At 71.6% G+C, this 16502-nt stretch carries 15 protein-coding genes and 2 riboswitches; of the genes, 5 read left to right on the top strand and 10 right to left on the bottom strand.

The window, feature by feature from the left end; genetic code table 11:
- Positions 1–41 precede the first annotated feature (41 nt).
- Positions 42–196: riboswitch (cyclic di-AMP (ydaO/yuaA leader) on the top strand.
- Between the two features lie 5 nt (positions 197–201).
- Positions 202–1242, top strand: coding sequence for an NlpC/P60 family protein (locus ABZS51_RS08040; protein WP_355437617.1), 1041 nt, complete (start codon positions 202–204; stop codon positions 1240–1242).
- A gap of 15 nt (positions 1243–1257) precedes the next feature.
- On the opposite strand, the gene ABZS51_RS08045 is transcribed toward ABZS51_RS08040, so the two are convergent.
- Both ABZS51_RS08045 and lysX read right to left on the bottom strand, forming a co-directional pair.
- Positions 1258–1470, bottom strand: coding sequence for a LuxR C-terminal-related transcriptional regulator (locus ABZS51_RS08045; RefSeq protein WP_310708054.1), 213 nt, complete (start codon positions 1468–1470; stop codon positions 1258–1260).
- Between the two features lie 339 nt (positions 1471–1809).
- Positions 1810–3291, bottom strand: a complete 1482-nt coding sequence (lysX, locus tag ABZS51_RS08050) for a bifunctional lysylphosphatidylglycerol synthetase/lysine--tRNA ligase LysX (protein ID WP_355437620.1) — start codon at positions 3289–3291, stop codon at positions 1810–1812.
- Positions 3292–3448: 157 nt separating this feature from the next.
- Between lysX and ABZS51_RS08055 the strand changes: the two genes are divergently transcribed.
- Positions 3449–3949 carry a hypothetical protein gene (locus tag ABZS51_RS08055; RefSeq protein WP_355437622.1) on the top strand — a complete coding sequence of 167 codons (501 nt, stop codon included), beginning with the start codon at positions 3449–3451 and terminating at the stop codon, positions 3947–3949.
- 69 nt (positions 3950–4018) lie between these two features.
- Here the strand turns inward: ABZS51_RS08055 and ABZS51_RS08060 are convergent, their stop codons facing one another.
- The 5 genes from ABZS51_RS08060 to ABZS51_RS08080 all read right to left on the bottom strand — a co-directional run bounded on the left by ABZS51_RS08060 (position 4019) and on the right by ABZS51_RS08080 (position 9599).
- On the bottom strand, positions 4019–4801 hold the full coding sequence (locus ABZS51_RS08060) for a type III pantothenate kinase (RefSeq protein WP_310708050.1): 783 nt from the start codon (positions 4799–4801) through the stop codon (positions 4019–4021).
- A 4-nt stretch (positions 4802–4805) separates the two neighbouring features.
- The gene (locus ABZS51_RS08065) at positions 4806–7391 is read right to left on the bottom strand and encodes an L-aspartate oxidase (RefSeq protein ID WP_355437624.1); all 2586 of its coding nucleotides are present in this window, start codon (positions 7389–7391) and stop codon (positions 4806–4808) included.
- Between the two features lie 94 nt (positions 7392–7485).
- Positions 7486–7839, bottom strand: a complete 354-nt coding sequence (locus ABZS51_RS08070) for a hypothetical protein (RefSeq protein WP_355437626.1) — start codon at positions 7837–7839, stop codon at positions 7486–7488.
- A gap of 9 nt (positions 7840–7848) precedes the next feature.
- Complete coding sequence (panC, locus tag ABZS51_RS08075) at positions 7849–8718, bottom strand: pantoate--beta-alanine ligase (protein ID WP_355437628.1); 870 nt, start codon at positions 8716–8718, stop codon at positions 7849–7851.
- Complete coding sequence (locus ABZS51_RS08080; protein ID WP_355437630.1) at positions 8709–9599, bottom strand: DUF2520 domain-containing protein; 891 nt, start codon at positions 9597–9599, stop codon at positions 8709–8711. The genes panC and ABZS51_RS08080 overlap by 10 nt, the downstream gene beginning before the upstream one ends.
- Positions 9600–10116: 517 nt before the next feature.
- Here ABZS51_RS08080 and ABZS51_RS08085 point away from each other — a divergent pair.
- A complete protein-coding gene (locus ABZS51_RS08085; RefSeq protein ID WP_355437632.1) occupies positions 10117–11079 on the top strand; it encodes an SAM-dependent methyltransferase in 963 nt (320 codons plus the stop codon).
- Positions 11080–11113: 34 nt separating this feature from the next.
- Here ABZS51_RS08085 and ABZS51_RS08090 read toward each other — a convergent pair whose 3' ends face one another.
- Together ABZS51_RS08090 and ABZS51_RS08095 are read right to left on the bottom strand one after the other, a co-directional pair.
- Entirely contained in the window at positions 11114–12304 is a 1191-nt protein-coding gene (locus ABZS51_RS08090; RefSeq protein WP_355437634.1) for a cytochrome P450, read from the bottom strand.
- Positions 12304–13053 carry a TerC family protein gene (locus ABZS51_RS08095; protein ID WP_355437636.1) on the bottom strand — a complete coding sequence of 250 codons (750 nt, stop codon included), beginning with the start codon at positions 13051–13053 and terminating at the stop codon, positions 12304–12306. Before ABZS51_RS08095 ends, ABZS51_RS08090 begins: the two co-directional genes overlap by 1 nt.
- 118 nt (positions 13054–13171) lie before the next feature.
- Positions 13172–13287, top strand: a riboswitch (SAM riboswitch).
- A 134-nt stretch (positions 13288–13421) separates the two neighbouring features.
- Between ABZS51_RS08095 and ABZS51_RS08100 the strand changes: the two genes are divergently transcribed.
- On the top strand, positions 13422–14654 hold the full coding sequence (locus ABZS51_RS08100) for an aminotransferase class V-fold PLP-dependent enzyme (protein ID WP_310708166.1): 1233 nt from the start codon (positions 13422–13424) through the stop codon (positions 14652–14654).
- 3 nt (positions 14655–14657) lie between these two features.
- On the opposite strand, the gene ABZS51_RS08105 is transcribed toward ABZS51_RS08100, so the two are convergent.
- Entirely contained in the window at positions 14658–15344 is a 687-nt protein-coding gene (locus tag ABZS51_RS08105) for a DoxX family protein (RefSeq protein ID WP_355437638.1), read from the bottom strand.
- Between the two features lie 146 nt (positions 15345–15490).
- Between ABZS51_RS08105 and ABZS51_RS08110 the strand changes: the two genes are divergently transcribed.
- The coding region (locus ABZS51_RS08110) for an NADH-quinone oxidoreductase subunit D (RefSeq protein ID WP_355437640.1) at positions 15491–16502 on the top strand (1012 nt) is incomplete at its 3' end.

Here is a 16502-nt window from a genome sequence, read left to right on the forward strand (position 1 = left end):
TGCACTAATGTCCAGCGACGATGTCACCCGCGCGACCCCCGCGCGGAGACGCGCCCAATCCCCGCAGGGGAGCCGGGGACCCGCCGGTGGCGAGCTCTCAGTGCCACCACATGGGGTGAATCCGAGCATCACGCTCGGTAGGGCTGCTCCGGCCCGAACCCGTCAGCTAACCCGGTAGGCGTCGAAGAGAGGAGCTGGTCGGTGAAGCGCACGCGCCGTCGCGGAAGGACGAGAGCGGGCCTGGATGCCCGCCCTCCGAAACAGGCGCTCCTGCGCCGTTTCGCCGTCCTGAGCGCCGCCGTCGTGGCGCTGGCGTTCGCGTTCCCGCCCGGGTCCGCCGCCGCCGACCCCGAGCCCTCCCTGAAGGAGCTGTCCAAGCGGGTCGAGGCGATGCACACCGAGATCGAGACGCTCAGCGAGCAGTACAACGGCTCGCGGGAGAAGCTCAAGACCGCCCGCAAGACCGCCGAGCAGGCCAGGAAGGTCCTGGCGACCAGCCAGGCCGACCTCGACGCCAAGCGCGCCAAGACGAGGCTGCTGGCCCAGCAGGAGTACATGACCGGCGGCTTCAGCCGCGCCATCGCCCTGATGGACGACGGCGACCCCGGCGCGTTCCTCAACCGGGCCGCCACCACCTACGCGCTGGCCCAGGAGGCCGGCGACGAGGTCAACCAGGTCGTCAAGGCCATGGAGACGGCCAAGCGGGCCCAGTCCGAGGCGAAGGCCCACATCGACGAGGTGGAGAAGCTCGTCACCGACCTCGACACGAAGCGCGACAAGATCGTGAAGCTGGTCGCCAAGGTGGAGAGCAACCTGTTCAGGCGGGCGATCGGCGAGGCGGGCCGCCCGGGCACGCCGGCCGTCCGCGTCGCCCTGCCGATCTCGGGCGCCGGCAAGGCCGCCGAGGCGGCCCGGTGGGCGCTCACACAGCAGCTCAAGCCGTACGTCTGGGGTGCCGAGGGGCCGAGCTCGTACGACTGCTCCGGCCTCGTCATGGCCGCCTACCAGCGGGTCGGCATCTCGCTGCCGCACTACACCGGCAGCCAGTGGACCGCCGGCCGGCACATCTCCAGGGACGAGCTGCGCCCCGGCGACCTGGTCTTCTTCTACGGCGACCTGCACCACGTCGGCATCTACATCGGCGGCAACATGATGGTCCACGCGCCGCGCACGGGTGACGTCGTCAGGGTGGCGTCGCTGGCCAACCGGCCGTTCGTGGGCGCCGTCCGCGTCGCCGACTGAATCTCGACGGGCCGCTCAGATGAGCTGGCGGCGGGCGGCCCAGGCGACTGCCTCGATGGCCGTGGCGACCCCGATGCGGTCGCAGATGCCGCGCAGCCGGCGGCGCACGGTGCGCCCGCTGATGTCGAGGCGCCTGCCCACCCGATCGACGGTGACTCCCCTGGCAAGCTCCGCCAGCAAGGCTAGATCGGCGTGGCTAAGCTCAACCTGATCGGTGAGCACATCCATCGGGAGCCCTCCCCCCAACAGCAGTCTCGGAGTCGTCGTCGGCCCGTGCAAAGCTGTTCGCTCCGCAGACGTTAAACGCATACGGGAAAGGCCGTCAAGCGCGATATCCGTGGCACTTGACGGCCGTCATTGACTTGATCCGTCGTATGTGGGGGACTCGGCGAGTGTCGGCACTTCGGGGCACGCTGCGCGATCACAGCGGCCCTTACAGGCCCTCACCGGGAATCCTGACGCGGGCGCCCACCGGCGCATTTAGTCCGGCACGATCCCGCAATTGCGCATGACCCGTTCTCAGGGCCCTTCGCCGTGCCGCCACGGGTGCGGCGGCACGGCCGGGGCTCAGTGGGCCGGCTTGACGAGCGGGAAGAGGATCGTCTCGCGGATGTTCTTGCCGGTGAACGCCATGATCATCCGGTCGATGCCGGCGCCCATGCCGCCGGTGGGCGGCATCGCGTACTCCAGAGCCTGCAGGAAGTCCTCGTCGAGCTGCATGGCCTCCGGGTCGCCGCCCGCCGCCAGCAGCGACTGCTCGACCAGACGCCGGCGCTGCTCGACCGGGTCGATGAGCTCGGAGTAGGCGGTGCCCAGCTCCGTGCCGAACCCGATGAGGTCCCACTTCTCCGTCAGCAGCGGGTTGTCGCGGTGCTGGCGGGTCAGCGGCGAGGTCTCCAGCGGGTAGTCCATGACGAACGTCGGCTGGATGAGCGTGTGCTCCACGAGCGCCTCGAACAGCTCCTGGACCAGCTTGCCGGGGCCCCACTTGGGGTCGTGGTGGACGTCGTGCTTGTCCGCCAGGTCGCGCAGGTGCTCGATCGGCGTCTCGGTGGTGATCTCCTCGCCCACCGCCTCCGACACGGTGCCGTACAGCGTGACGCGCGGCCACTCGGGGATGCCCAGGTCCACCTCGACGCCGTCGTGCACGACCACCGAGGTGCCCAGCGCCGCGACCACGGCCTTCTGGTACATCCGCTGGGTCAGGTCGGCCATGTCGTTGTAGTCGAGGTAGGTGCCGTACGCCTCGAGCATGGTGAACTCGGGGTTGTGCGTGGAGTCCGCGCCCTCGTTGCGGAAGTTGCGGTTGATCTCGAAGACCTTCTCGATGCCGCCGACGACGAGCCGCTTGAGGTAGAGCTCGATCGCGATGCGAAGGTAGAGCTCCATGCCGTAGGCGTTGATGTGGGTCTTGAACGGCCGGGCCGTCGCGCCGCCGTGGATCGGCTGGAGCATGGGCGTCTCGACCTCGAGGTAGCCCTCCTCGTGCCAGAAGTCGCGCACCGCGCGCACGGTGGCGCTGCGGATGCGGGCCATCTCCCGCGCCTCGTCGTTGACGATGAGGTCGACGTAGCGCTGGCGGACCCGCGCCTCCGGGTCGGTGAGGCCGATGTGCTTCTCCGGGAGCGGGCGCAGGCACTTGGAGGTGATCTGCCAGCTCTCGGCCATGATCGACAGCTCACCACGCCGGGAGGTGATGACCTCGCCGATGACGCCCACGTGGTCGCCCAGGTCGACGTCGCGCTTCCAGGCCGCCAGGGACTCCTCGCCCACCCGGTCGAGGGAGATCATGACCTGCAGGTCGCCGGTGCCGTCGCGGAGCGTGGCGAAGCAGAGTTTCCCACCGATCCGGTTGAGCATGACGCGGCCCGCGACCGCGACCTGCTCACCGGTCGCGGTGTCGGGCTCCAGGCCCTCGTGTGTCGCTCTGACCTCGGCGTTGGTCGCCGTGCGCGGGAAGCTCACCGGGTAGGGGTCGACGCCTTCGCTGCGAAGGCGGTCGAGCTTCTCCCTCCGGATGCGCATCTGCTCGGGAAGTTCGTCGCTCACAGCATCAAAGAGTAGGGGATATGGCGAACTGCAAGGGCTCGTCGGTTCGTTGCAGGGTCATCGCAACGCCCCCGCAAGACCTCCGCGTTACCCATGACCCAAGGGCTCAGGGGGTTCGGCAGGGAGCCGGCCCAGGGAGAGAGCTCAAGGAGAGATCATGATCAAGCAGATCGCGACCGGTGTCCTGGCCGCCGCTGCGACCACCGCCCTGGCGCTGTCGCTGCCGACGGCCGCCGGTGCCACCACCGCGACCGCGTCCTCCGCTTCCTCGGCGGCCCACTACGACAGCGACTCCTGGGGCCCGGTGTTCTCGCGCCAGCACCTCGCCAAGGCCGACGGCCGGATCAGCGTCGACTGGGACGACGAGCAGGAGTCCAACTCCGTCGACGTCCGGGGCCGGCTGTTCGACCTGGACGACCGTGACTACGACGAGGGCGGCAAGTGCGCGTACGTGAAGTTCGAGGCGAGCGACTTCGACCACGAGTGGTCCCAGGTCTACAGCAAGAAGTACTGCGGCTTCCCCGGCTACAAGAGGTTCCACTTCGAGACCGAGGACGCCACCAGCGTGCGGGTGAAGGTCTGCCAGACCGGCCAGCACGGCTCGTACCCGACGAAGTGCGGTCCCTGGGAGTACATCTACACCGCCGAGAGCGAGTAGCCGTCGCCCGCCACCGTCCCGAGCGGCCCCCTTCCCGAGCGGGGGCCGCTCGTCCGTGTTCGGGGGGCGTCAGCTCGTGTTGCGGTTGTAGATGAGCCGCAGGCCGATGAGCGTCAGCCAGGGCTCGTGCACGTCGATGGAGCGGGACTCGCTGACCACGAGCGCCGCGTGCCCGCCGGTGGCGACCACGGTCACGTCGTCGGGGTCGTCGGCCAGCTCGGCGACCATCCGCTCGACGATGCCGTCCACCTGGCCGGCGAAGCCGTAGATGATGCCGGCCTGCAGGGCCTCGACGGTGTTCTTGGCGATGACCGACCGGGGGCGGACCAGCTCGACCTTGTGGAGCTGGGCGCCGGCCGCCGCGAGCGCGTCCACGGAGATCTCGATGCCGGGGGCGGTGACGGCTCCCACGTACTCGCCCTTGGCCGACACCGCGTCGAACGAGGTCGCGGTGCCGAAGTCGACGATGATGCACGGGCCGCCGTACTGGTCGATGGCCGCGAGCGCGTTGACGATGCGGTCGCTGCCGACCTCCTTGGGGTTGTCCATGCGCACCGGCACGCCCGTGCGCACTCCGGGCTCCACGATCACCGCGGTCACGTCGCCGTAGTAGCGGCGGCACATCTCGCGCATCTCGTTGAGCACGCTCGGGACCGTGGAGCAGATCGCGATGCCGCTCACGTCGGCGCCCTTCAGCAGGGGCGACTGGGCGAGCAGCCCCTGCAGGACGACCGCGATCTCGTCGGCGGTGCGGCGCGCGTCGGTGGCGAGCCGCCAGTGCTCGATGACCTCATCGCCCTCGAACAGACCGAGCACCGTGTGCGTGTTGCCGACGTCGATCGTGAGCAGCATCCGTTTACCCCCGTAGGTCCAGTGCGATGTCCAGGGCCGGCGCCGAATGGGTGAGCGCTCCCACCGCAAGGTAGTCGACGCCAGTTTCGGCCACAGGACGCGCCGAATCCAACGTCAGGCCGCCGCTCGCCTCCAGCTTCACCAGATCGTTCCTTCTCGCCGGGTTTTCCGCGCTCGTCCGATTTTGGGCCATGCTCGTACGATTTTGAACCATTTGTACGGCAATGGCGATCTCTTCGACAGTGAAGTTGTCCAGCAGGATCTCCTCGGCCCCCTCCTGCAGCACGGGGCCGAGCTGGTCCAGGCGGTCCACCTCCACCTCGATCGGCAGGTCCGGGTACCTCTCGCGGACCGCACGGAACGCCTCGGCGACCCCGCCCGCGGCCACCACGTGGTTGTCCTTGATCAGGGCGGCGTCCGAGAGGGACATCCGGTGGTTGACGCCGCCGCCGCAGCGCACCGCGTACTTCTCCAGCGCGCGCAGGCCCGGCAGCGTCTTGCGGCTGTCACGCACGCGCGCCCGGGTGCCGCTGACCGCCTCCACCCACCTCGCGGTGAGCGTGGCGATCCCGGACAGGTGGGTGAGCAGGTTCAGCGCGGTGCGCTCCGCCGTCAGCAGGCCCCTCGTCGAGCCCTCCACGGTCATCAGCACGTCGCCCGCGCGCACCCGCTCGCCGTCCTTGGCCCGCCGCTCCGCGCGGGTGGCGCCCAGCCGTACGAACACGGCCTCGGCGGCGGCCAGGCCGGCCACGACGCCGTCGGCGCGGGCCACCACGTCGGCCACGGCGCGGGCCCCCGCCGGGATCGTCGCCAGGCTCGTCACGTCGCCGGCCTCCTGGAGGTCCTCGGCCAGCGCCCGGCCGATCAGCGCGTCCACCTCGGCGGGATCGAGCCCGGCGGCGCCCAGCTCCTGCGCCAGGCGCGGCGGCAGCCCGTCGGCGTGCGGGGTGTACGTCATCCTCAGGCCCTCCTCGGTCAGGGTCACGTCCAGGTGGCCCAGCCATTCGTCGTCGTCCCGCTCGGGGAAGTCCTCACGCCAGTGGGACCCGCGCGTCTCCAGCCGGGCCGCGGCGGCGGCGGTGAGCACGGTGGCGACCGTGAGCAGGTTCGTGGCCTCCCACGACTCGGTGCAGGGAGCCACCTGCATCGGGGTCCAGCGGGCGTCGCGCAGCGCCCGCGCCGTGGCGGCCAGCGCCTCGCGCTCGCGCAGCACGCCGGAGCCACGGCTCATGTGCGCCTGGATCCGCGCCCGCACCCGCGGGTCCACCAGCCCGCCCGGGTCGGCGCCGCTTCCCCCTGCCGGGTCGGCGGCGGTCCGGCGGGCGCGGGAGGCGGCGTGGACGTCCTCGGCGATGCGCTCGGCGAAGACCAGGCCCTCCAGCAGCGAGTTGGAGGCCAGCCGGTTCGCGCCGTGCACGCCCGTGCAGGCCACCTCGCCGCACGCGTACAGACCCTCGATGGACGTACGGCCTGACAGGTCCGTACGGACGCCGCCGCTGGCGTAGTGCGCCGCCGGGGCGACGGGGATCAGCTCGGTGGCCGGGTCGATCCCGTGCTCACGGCAGAGCGCGTAGATGGTGGGGAAGCGCGTGGCCCACTTGTCCACGCCGAAGTGCCGGCCGTCCAGGTACACGTGGTCGCGGCCCGTCTCGCGCATCGTCCGCGTGATGGCCTTGGCGACGACGTCGCGCGGCGCCAGGTCGGCCAGCTCGTGGACGCCCCGCATGAACGCGTTGCCCTCGTGGTCGACCAGGAACGCCCCCTCCCCGCGCACCGCCTCGGAGATCAGCGGCTGCTGGCCCGTCGAGCCCTCGCCGAGCCAGAGCACCGTCGGGTGGAACTGGACGAACTCCAGGTCGCGGAGGACGGCCCCGGCCCGGAGCGCGAGCGCCACGCCGTCGCCCGTGGAGACGGCGGGGTTCGTCGTGGCCGCGTACACCTGGCCCATGCCGCCGGTGGCCAGCACCACGGCCCGGGCCCGCACAGCGCCCACCCCGTCGCGCGCGCCCTCGCCCATGACGTGCAACGTCAACCCGGCGGCGCGCCCCCGCGCGTCCTTGATCAGGTCCAGCACCAGGGCGTGCTCGATGATCTCGATCGAGGCGGCCCGGACCGCCTCGGCCAGGGCCCGCTGCACCTCGGCGCCGGTGGCGTCGCCGCCCGCGTGGACGATGCGGTCGCGCCGGTGGCCGCCCTCGCGGGTGAGCTGGAGCTCGCCGTCCGGGGTGCGGTCGAACCGCGCGCCGCGCCCCATCAGGCGCCGCAGCGCGCCGGGGCCCTCGGTCACGAGCGTCCGGACGGCGCGCGCGTCGCACAGGCCGACGCCGGCCAGCAGGGTGTCGCTCAGGTGCTCCTCGGGGGTGTCGGCGGGATCGAGCACGGCCGCGATGCCACCCTGCGCCCACCGGGTGGAGCCTGAGGACAGGACGTCCTTGGTGACGACGAGGACCTTGGCGGCGGGGTCGAGCTCGGTGTGGCGCAGGGCCACGGTGAGGCCGGCGACGCCGGAGCCGACGACGACCACGTCCGCCTCGACCTCCCAACCGGGAGCCGGAGCCGTCAACCGCAGGGGAATCGGCGGGGTACTCATGGGGTCTCCTCGTTCGAGGTGCTTTCGTCAGAATGACGATAACCCCTCCCCGTCGATGCGCCGCCCACGGGGGTACCCCTTCCGGGGGCGGCGGTCAGGGCCGCCGGTTCGCCCGTACCCGGTCCTCCAGCCCGGCCAGCTGGCCGGGCAGGGCCTCGCCGCGTCCGGCGGCGTCGGCCATGGCTGCGCGGAAGTGGCGTTGCAACTCGGGCGCGGCGTCGGCCTGCTGGGCGAGGAGACAGGCCGCCCGCGCGGCGTCCTCGCCCACCTGCGAGATCAGCGGCCAGCCCTGGCTGCTGACCACGGACATGAGCCACACCGTGTTGTCCTCGTCCACGGCGGCGCACCGGTCGGCCCAGCCGGGGTCGGAGGCGTGGCGGGGGTCACGCGCCTCCCGGTCGACGCGCGTCCGGCGTAGAAGTTCGTCCCGTAGCTCGTCGTCGGTCATCCCATGACGCTACGAGTCGGTGATCTGATCCTCAAGGGGGTCGAGCGTGAGAATCACGTTGTCGATCAGGCGGGTGTTCCCGACCTTGGCGGCCACGGCGAGCACGGCCTCGCCGGTGTACGACTCGTCCACGGGGGTGAACGTGGCCGGGTCCACCAGTACGACATAGTCCAGCGCGAGCTCGGAGGCGGCGGCGCCGAGCACGGCCCGCGCGGCCGCGAGCACCTTCGACGGCGCGGTCTCGGCGGCGCCCGCCCGCAGCGCCCGGGACAGGGCCAGCGCCGAGCCCCGCTCGACGGCCGACAGGTAGCGGTTGCGGCTGGACAGAGCCAGGCCGTCGGGCTCGCGGACCGTCGGCGCGCCCACGATCTCGACCGGCACGTCGAGGTCGCGCACCATCCGCCGGATGAGGGCGAGCTGCTGGGCGTCCTTCTGCCCGAAGACGGCGAGGTCGGGCTGGACGAGGTTGAACAGCTTGAGCACGACGGTGAGCATGCCGTCGAAGTGACCGGGCCGGCTGGCGCCCTCGACGACCTCGCCCATGGCCCCCGACGAGACCCCGACCTGGCGCTCGGGGTCGTACATGGACTCGACGGACGGCGCGAACACCACGGCGGCGCCCTCGGCCCGGCACACCTCCAGGTCGGCATCGAATGTACGGGGATAACGCGAAAAATCCTCGTTAGGGCCGAACTGGAGCGGATTGACGAAGATGCTGACCACGACCCGGTCCGCCCTCGCCCTGGCCTCCCGGATGAGCGAGCGGTGCCCCGCGTGCAGCGCGCCCATGGTCGGCACCAGGGCCACGCTCTCCCCGCCGTCCCAGTCGCTCCGGGCCTTGACCAGGTCGAGGCGGTCCCTGGCGACGATCAGGTCCATATGTTCCCTCCGAGCGCGTCGAGCAGGCGCTCGGCCTCCTCGGGCTTCAGCAGTCCGGCGGCGAGCGCGCGGTCGGCGGTGAGCCTGGCCAGCGCGACGTAGGCGTCGGCGGCCTCGGGCGCCGCCAGGATGAGCGCGTCGACGTGCCGGCGCACGGTGCCCGCGTCGCCGCGCACGACCGGCCCGGTCAGGCCGGAGATGCCGAGCCGGAGCACGTTGTCGAGGGCCGCTCCGAGCAGCGGCCCGAGCATCCTGCCGGGGTGCTCGACGCCGATGCGGCCGAGCAGCTCCGACGACTCGGCGATGAGCGTGACCATGTGGTTGGCGGCTCCGGCCAGGGCCGCGTGGTAGAGGGGCCGGTCCGCGTCGGCGATCCAGACGGGCTCGCCGCCCATCTCGATGACCAGCGCCTCCGCGATGGGCCGGAGCGTGTCGGGCGCGGTCACGCCGAACGAGCAGCCGGTGATGCGGCTGAGGTCGTCGTCGCGGCCGGTGAACGTCATCACGGGATGCAGCGCGAGCGGCAGCGCGCCGGCCCGGGAGGCCGGCTCCAGCACGGACAGCCCGTACGCGCCGCTGGTGTGGACGAGCAGCTTGCCGCGCAGGTCGACGCCCGCCTGGGCGAGGCCGGCCACGAGGTCGGGCAGCGTGTCGTCGGGCACCGTGAGCAGGATCAGCTCGCCGGCGGCGACGACCTCGTCGGGCGGCGACGGGGTGAGCCCCAGTCGCTCGGCGGCCCAGCGCTGCGAGGTGTCGGAGACCCCGCTGGCGGCGACGATCCGGTGCCCGGCGTGCGCGAGCGCGGCGCCGAGCGCGGAGCCCACCTTTCCTGCCCCCAGCACGCCCACGGCCAGCCGTGCCGGGCGATCGCCTGCGTTCATGCGTTCCCACCCCTGTCGACCTGATGGCCTGCCGCCCAGCGTAACGGCCGTGCGGGACTGCCTACGTGATCGGGGTTTTGCCGCATGTTGAGTTAGCGACAAATGGGACAAGGGAAGCAAAAGGAGGCGTACTTCCTGTCGGAAGAGATGAGGAGAGGGTCCACCCGCACGGTCACGGGCGCCGGATCACCGACCGGACCCGGCACCCGCGCCGGTGTGCGAGCCCCTTGGAGGTGCGCGCTCCTGGCCGCCCATCCGCCGACTGGCCGGCCGGGGAACTGGAGCTCGGGCAGGCCGCCATTGGCCGCCCGAGCTCCGCGCCACCCGGCACCGCCACGCGCTTCCGACCCCTCCTCCGTGCCGGCCGCGCCCGGCGGCACGCCGTGAACCCGCCGCGAACGTGTCGCGGACGTGTACGGCTGCCCTGGCGACGGGCAAAGGTTAGCGCAAGGCGGTGACAAACGGTAGCGCTATGACGACCGTCCGTGTCATGGCTGGATCATGAGATAGTCCAGTCATGTGGCTCACCTGGCGTGCGGCGACGGAGCGCGCGCTCTACGGCGAGGACGGCTTCTACCTCCGCGAGCGCCCTTCGCGTCACTTCCGCACCTCGGTCAGCGCCACCCCCGCCTTCGCCGACGCGGTTCTGGCGCTGCTGACGGAGACCGACGCCGGGCTGGGCCACCCGCCCGTCCTCGACCTCGTCGACATCGGGGCCGGCGAGGGCCTGCTGGTGCGGCACGTGCTGGAAGCGGCGGACCCGTCGCTGCGCCGGCGGCTGCGGGTCACGGCCGTCGACCTCTCTCCCAGGCCCTACGGCCTGCCGCTCACGGTCACCTGGACCCCTGCCCTGCCGGACGTCATCACGGGCGTGGCGATCGCCAACGAGTGGCTCGACAACATCCCGGTGGACGTGGCCGAGCGGACGTCGGAGGGGACGCGGCTGGTCATGGTGGACACCCGTACCGGCGAGGAGCGGCTGGGCGGCCCCGTGAGCCCCGAGGACGAGGCGTGGCTGGCACGCTGGTGGCCGCTGCCGTGCGTGGGGTGGCGGGCCGAGATCGGCCACCCGCGCGACGCCGCCTGGGCGTCGGTCGTCGGACGCCTCGCCGGGGGTCTGGCGGTGGCCGTGGATTATGCACACCCTGTGGATAACCGTCCGCCCCGGGGGACGCTGACCGGCTACCGCGACGGCGCCGCCGTGGCCCCCATCCCCGACGGCACCTGCGACATCACCGCGCACGTCGCGCTCGACGCGTGCGCCGAGGCCGGCCTGCGGGCCGGTGCGATATCCACAACCTTGTCCACACAACGCGCCGCGTTGCGGACATTGGGGATCACCGGGACACGTCCGCCGATGGACCTCGCGCGGCGCGACCCGCGCGCCTACCTCCGGGCGCTGGCGCGCGCCTCGGAGGAGGCCGAGCTGATCGATCCCGGAGGGCTCGGCGGCTTCGGCTGGCTCGCCCAGCGCCGCTGACCGGGTCGTCCGCACGTCCCCGGGAGGGGAAGGCTCAGGCGGCGCGGAGGTCCAGGGAGCGCAGCCCCCGGATGACGTACCCGGGCTTCCAGGACGGCTCGCTGACCAGCTCCAGCTCGGTCGTGCGGTCCAGCAGCGCGCCGAACGACTCCACCATCTCGATGCGGGCCAGCGGAGCCCCCAGGCAGAAGTGGATGCCCGCGCCGAACGAGATGTGCGGGTTGTCGGCCCGTCCCAGGTCCAGCCGGTCCGGGTCGTCGAACACGTCAGGGTCCCGGTTGGCCGAGCCGAACAGCAGCGCCACCTCCGACCCGCGCGGGATGCGCGTGCCGTGGACCTCGATGTCCTCCAGCACCCAGCGCTCGAAGAGCTGGAGCGGCGTGTCGTAGCGCAGCAGCTCCTCGACCGCCGTGGGCAGCAGGGACCGGTCCGCGCGCAGCCGGGCGAGCTGGTCCGGGTGCCGGAACAGCGACCACCAGCCGTTGCCCGTGCCGTTCACGGTGGCCTCGTGGCCGGCGTTGAGCAGGAGCACGCAGGTGCCGGCCAGCTCGTCCTCGGTCAGCTCGTCGATGCCGGCCAGCGCGCTGATCAGGTCGTCGCCGGGGTCGGCGGCGCGCTCGCGGGCCAGCGCCTTGAGGTAGCCCTCGAACTCCTCGGCCGCGCGCACCGCCGCGTGCTGCGCCTCCGGCGTGGGGTTGAGCTCGTACATGCCGCACATGTCGGCCGACCAGGGGCGCAGCAGGTGACGGTCCGACTCGGGGATGCCCAGCATCTCCGCGATGACCGTCACCGGCAGCGGCTCGGCGACCTCGGCGATGAGGTCGCCGCCGCCCTTCTCCACGAACGCGTCCACCAGGCCCGCGGCGACCGCCCGCACGCGGGGCCGCAGCGACTCCACCATGCGCGGCGTGAACGCCTTGGACACGAGCCGCCGCAGCCGGGTGTGCAGCGGCGGCTCGACTTCGAGCATGCCGTTCCGGCTGACCCTCCAGAACGGCTCCTGGAAGTCCGGCTCGGGCGTCCTGCCGAACTCCTCGTGCGTCGCCACGTGAAGGTAGGTCCGGCCCAGGCGACGATCCCTGAGCAGGGCGTTCACGTCGGCGTGCCGGGAGATCAGCCACTGGTCGGTGGGCTCGTGGTAGGTCACCGGGTCCGTACGGCGCAGCTCGTCGTAGACGCCGTACGGGTGGGCGACGAAATCCGGATTCCGGGGGTCAAAGGGCACTACTGCATCTTAGGAGGCTCCTCCGAGGTGGCGAGCTGCTTGGAGTGGCGGCCGCGCATCCTGATGTTCAGGAGCTCCACGATGACGGAGAAGGCCATGGCGAAGTAGATGTAGCCCTTCGGGATGTGCTGACCGAGCCCCTCGGCGACGAGGACCACCCCGATCAGCACGAGGAACGCCAGGGCCAGCATCTTGATGCTCGGGTGCAGGTCCACGAACCTGCTGATCGGCCCCGAGGCGAACAGCATCACCAGCACCGCCACGATGACGGCCGCGATCATGACGCCCAGCTCGTCCACCATGCCGACGGCGGTGATGACCGAGTCCAGCGAGAACACCACGTCGAGCACCATGATCTGCAGGATGACCGAGACGAACGAGGTGGCCACGCGCTTCTTGCCGTCCTCCTCCTTCAGCTCCATGCTGTGCCCGATCTCGGTGACGCTCTTGGCGAGCAGGAACAGCCCGCCCAGCAGCAGGATCAGGTCGCGCCCGGATATCTCCTGGCCGAAGACCTCGAACAGCGGAGCCGTCAGCCGAACCACCCACGACAGCGCCAGCAGCAGGAGCAGCCGGCTGACCAGGGCCGCCGCGAGACCGAGCACGCGGGCCCTGTCACGCTGCTCGGGCGGCAGCTTGCCGGCCAGGATGGAGATGAAGATGATGTTGTCGATGCCTAGGACGATCTCCAGAGCGACAAGGGTGAAGAACCCTATCCAGATCTGAGGGTCGGTCACCCAATCCAGCATCTGCTTACCTCCACATTTCGGTCGGGGACGGCCGGTTTCCCAGGTCCAACGAGTCGGGTGCCGAGGAAGTTCGCGAGGTTGCGATTCATCGGGGACTGTCGGTTATAGTTCGGACGTAGGTCATGAGTGCCAGCACCAAGCCCCGGCTAGCTGGCCGGCAACCCTCGCGTCCGCGGCGGGGTGCCCCGGGTGAAGACCTGGTCCGTCACGAGGTGTGGCGGGCAAGCGCGGGCTCCGAGGCTGCTCCAGGGGTCCGACGGCCCTGCAGGAGGTTCGCCTTGTCCACGTTGAGCATCTTCGGCTCCGCCCCCGCCCAGTCCGCCGCCGGCGCGTCCGCCGGTACGTCGCATCCGCGTGGCCACCGGCCGATCCCGGCCGTGCTCGGCGCCGATCTGGAGGTGCCGGTCAGGGGCGGGCGGCTCGTGGGGTACGCCAACCTGGACTACGCCGCCAGTGCTCCCTGTCTGGAGCCGGTCAGCGCCGCGGTCACCGCCGCGCTCCCGGCCTACTCCAGCGTCCACCGCGGCGCCGGCTACGCCTCCCAGCTCACCACCGCCCGGTACGAGCAGGCGCGCCACACGGTCCGCGCCTTCGCCGGCGCCCGTCCCGACGACGCGGTCATCTTCACGCGCAACACCACGGACGCCACGAACCTGCTGGCCGGCTGCCTGCCCGCCGGCACGACGACTGTCGTGTTCGACACCGAGCACCACGCCTCGCTGCTGCCGTGGAAGAGGGTCGTGCGGCTCGCCGCGCCCGCGTTCCCGGGTGAGGCCGTCCGCGCGGCCGACGAGGCGCTGGCCGCCGTGGACGGGCCCAAGCTGCTCGTGGTGACCGCCGCGTCGAACGTCACCGGCGAGCTGTGGCCGATCGCGGCGCTGGCGCACATCGCGCACCGCCACGGGGCGCGCATCCTCGTGGACGCCGCCCAGCTCGTACCGCACCGTCGGCTCAACCTGACGGCACTCGACCTCGACTACGTGGCCTTCTCGGGCCACAAGCTGTACGCGCCGTTCGGGGCCGGGGTGCTGATCGGGCGCCGCGACTGGCTGGCCGCGGGCGAGCCGTACCTGAAGGGCGGCGGAGCCGTGCGGTCCGTCGCGCCGGGCGAGGACGGGATCACCGAGTGGCACGACGACCCCGAGCCGCGCCACGAGGCCGGCACACCGAACGTGCTGGGCGCCATCGCGCTGGCCGCCGCCTGCGACGCGCTCACCGCCACGGGCTGGACGGCGCTGGTGCGCGAGGAGGAGCGGCTGATCGCGCGGCTGCGCACCGGACTCGCCTCCATCGAGGGCGTACGGGAGCTGTCGCTGTGGGGGCCGGACCACCCGCGCGTGGGCATCGTGTCGTTCACCGTGGACGGGCTCACGGCGCGCGAGGTCGCCGAGGCCCTGTCGGGTGACTACGGCATCGGGGTGCGCGACGGCAAGTTCTGCGCGCACCCGTTCGTCCGGCACCTGCTGGGAGAGACCGATGGCGGCTGCGAGGACGGCACTGCTTCGGCGGTGCGGGCCTCGATCGGCATCGGGACGACCGAGGAGCACGTGGACCGACTCGTCGGCGCCCTGCGCGACCTCGCCGCCCGCCGCCCCGCCTGACCGTCACCGGTTGGGTGGCTTGCGGTGCTCGTCGTTGTAGAGCGCGTCCAGGTCGCTCATGTCCTGGTCGCTGAGGTTGCCGGGCCGGTGTGAGCCGTCGTCCGGAAGGTGCTGCCGGGGCGCCGTCGTGTCCTCCGCCGGCGTGCTCCTGGGCATGGGCTGCGTCGGCGGCGCGGGCTGGGATTCGGCGGGCGGGGCAGGCGCCGCCCTGGTGGGTGCGGCAGGCGCGGCTCCTGCGGACGCGCCGGCCGTCTCCTGCGCGGCGTGACGGTGCTCGGCCTTGCGCCGGTACCAGTGGGTGAGCACCTGGTCGACGCTCGCACGCCCGCCTCCCAGCACGAGAAGCAGCAGGCACACCGACCCCAGTGCCCCGACGAGCTCCCAGCCCCCGCTGGAGCTCAGGATCCCATGCCCGCGGTGGACGAACACGAAGGCGCCGCCGAGCACGACGAGCAGCGCCACCGCCGCCGGCCGCACCAGCAGGCCGATGATCAGCAGGATGCCCCCCACGGTCTCCACGGTGGCCGTGAACGCGGCGGCGAGCTGCGGCAGCGGCACTCCGCTCTGGCCCATCATCTTCGACACGGCCCCCAGACCGCCCTGCCACTTCTGCAATCCGTGAGCCACGAAGATCACGCCGATCAGGATCCGCACAATGAGCGCGGCCAGATCGAACATCACTCTCTTCATGGTGATTCTCCCCCCATTTGCTGCTATATCTCCCCCTTGCCCGGTTTGGCGATGCGCGTCCATACCGTTCCTTGACCGACCCCGACCGGACGGGGCCGTCCACCCCGCGCTGGATCACCACGGCGACCGGTGGCAGCATGGGCCCTATGACGGAACGCGTGGTCGGCATCGGCGCGGGCGCGAAGGAGCTGGCGACCGAGGACATGATCCTCAACATCGGCCCCCAGCACCCGTCGACCCATGGCGTCCTGCGGCTGCGCCTCACCCTGGACGGCGAGCGCATCGCCACGGCCGAGCCGATCATCGGCTACATGCACCGGGGCGCCGAGAAGCTGTTCGAGGTCCGCGACTTCCGGCAGATCATCATGCTGGCCAACCGGCACGACTGGCTGTCCGGCTTCGCCAACGAGCTGGGCGTGGTCATCGCGGCCGAGCGCCTGCTCGGCATGGAGCCGCCCGTCCGCGCCGTCTGGGCCCGCACGCTGCTGGCCGAGCTCAACCGGGTGCTCAGCCACCTGATGTTCCTCGGCTCCTATCCGCTGGAGCTCGGCGCGATCACCCCCGTCTTCTACGCCTTCAACGAGCGCGAACGCATCCAGGGCGTCATGGAGGAGATCTCCGGCGGCCGCATGCACTACATGTTCAACCGGGTCGGCGGCCTCAAGGAGGAGCTCCCGTACGGATGGCTCGACCGGGTGTCGGAGGCGGTGGCCGAGACCCGGCGCCGCGTCCCCGACATCGAGGACCTCATCCTCGGCAACGAGATCTTCCTGGCCCGCACCAAGGGCGTGGGCGTGCTCGGACGCGAGCAGATCATGCAGTACGGCGTCAGCGGCCCCATCGCCCGCGCCTCCGGCGTGGACTTCGACCTGCGGCGCGACCAGCCGTACCTCGCCTACCCCGAGCTGCCCGTGAAGATCGTCACGCGTGGCGCGGGCGACTGCCATTCACGCTTCGAGGTGCTGCTGGAGCAGCTCAAGGTCTCCCTCGACCTGGCCGACGCCTGCGTGGAGCGGCTCCGCTCGCTGCCGCCCGGCCCCATCAACCAGCGCCTGCCCAAGGTGCTGAAGGTCCCCGAGGGCCACACGTACGCCTGGACGGAGAACCCCCTGGGCATCAACGGCTACTACCTCGTCTCCAGGGGCGACAAGACGCCGT

Source organism: Nonomuraea sp. NPDC005501, from assembly GCF_040605905.1.
Taxonomy (GTDB): Bacteria; Actinomycetota; Actinomycetes; order Streptosporangiales; family Streptosporangiaceae; genus Nonomuraea.

Excerpts from the sequence above, each read along its gene's own strand:
- ABZS51_RS08105 (WP_355437638.1), bottom strand. The coding sequence starts at position 15,344 with ATGAAGAGAGTGATGTTCGATCTGGCCGCGCTCATTGTGCGGATCCTG.
- ABZS51_RS08065 (WP_355437624.1), bottom strand. The coding sequence starts at position 7,391 with ATGAGTACCCCGCCGATTCCCCTGCGGTTGACGGCTCCGGCTCCCGGT.
- ABZS51_RS08085 (WP_355437632.1), top strand. The coding sequence starts at position 10,117 with ATGTGGCTCACCTGGCGTGCGGCGACGGAGCGCGCGCTCTACGGCGAG.
- ABZS51_RS08095 (WP_355437636.1), bottom strand. The coding sequence starts at position 13,053 with ATGCTGGATTGGGTGACCGACCCTCAGATCTGGATAGGGTTCTTCACC.
- ABZS51_RS08060 (WP_310708050.1), bottom strand. The coding sequence starts at position 4,801 with ATGCTGCTCACGATCGACGTCGGCAACACGCACACGGTGCTCGGTCTG.
- ABZS51_RS08080 (WP_355437630.1), bottom strand. The coding sequence starts at position 9,599 with ATGAACGCAGGCGATCGCCCGGCACGGCTGGCCGTGGGCGTGCTGGGG.
- ABZS51_RS08045 (WP_310708054.1), bottom strand. The coding sequence starts at position 1,470 with ATGGATGTGCTCACCGATCAGGTTGAGCTTAGCCACGCCGATCTAGCC.
- panC (WP_355437628.1), bottom strand. The coding sequence starts at position 8,718 with ATGGACCTGATCGTCGCCAGGGACCGCCTCGACCTGGTCAAGGCCCGG.
- ABZS51_RS08055 (WP_355437622.1), top strand. The coding sequence starts at position 3,449 with ATGATCAAGCAGATCGCGACCGGTGTCCTGGCCGCCGCTGCGACCACC.
- ABZS51_RS08070 (WP_355437626.1), bottom strand. The coding sequence starts at position 7,839 with ATGACCGACGACGAGCTACGGGACGAACTTCTACGCCGGACGCGCGTC.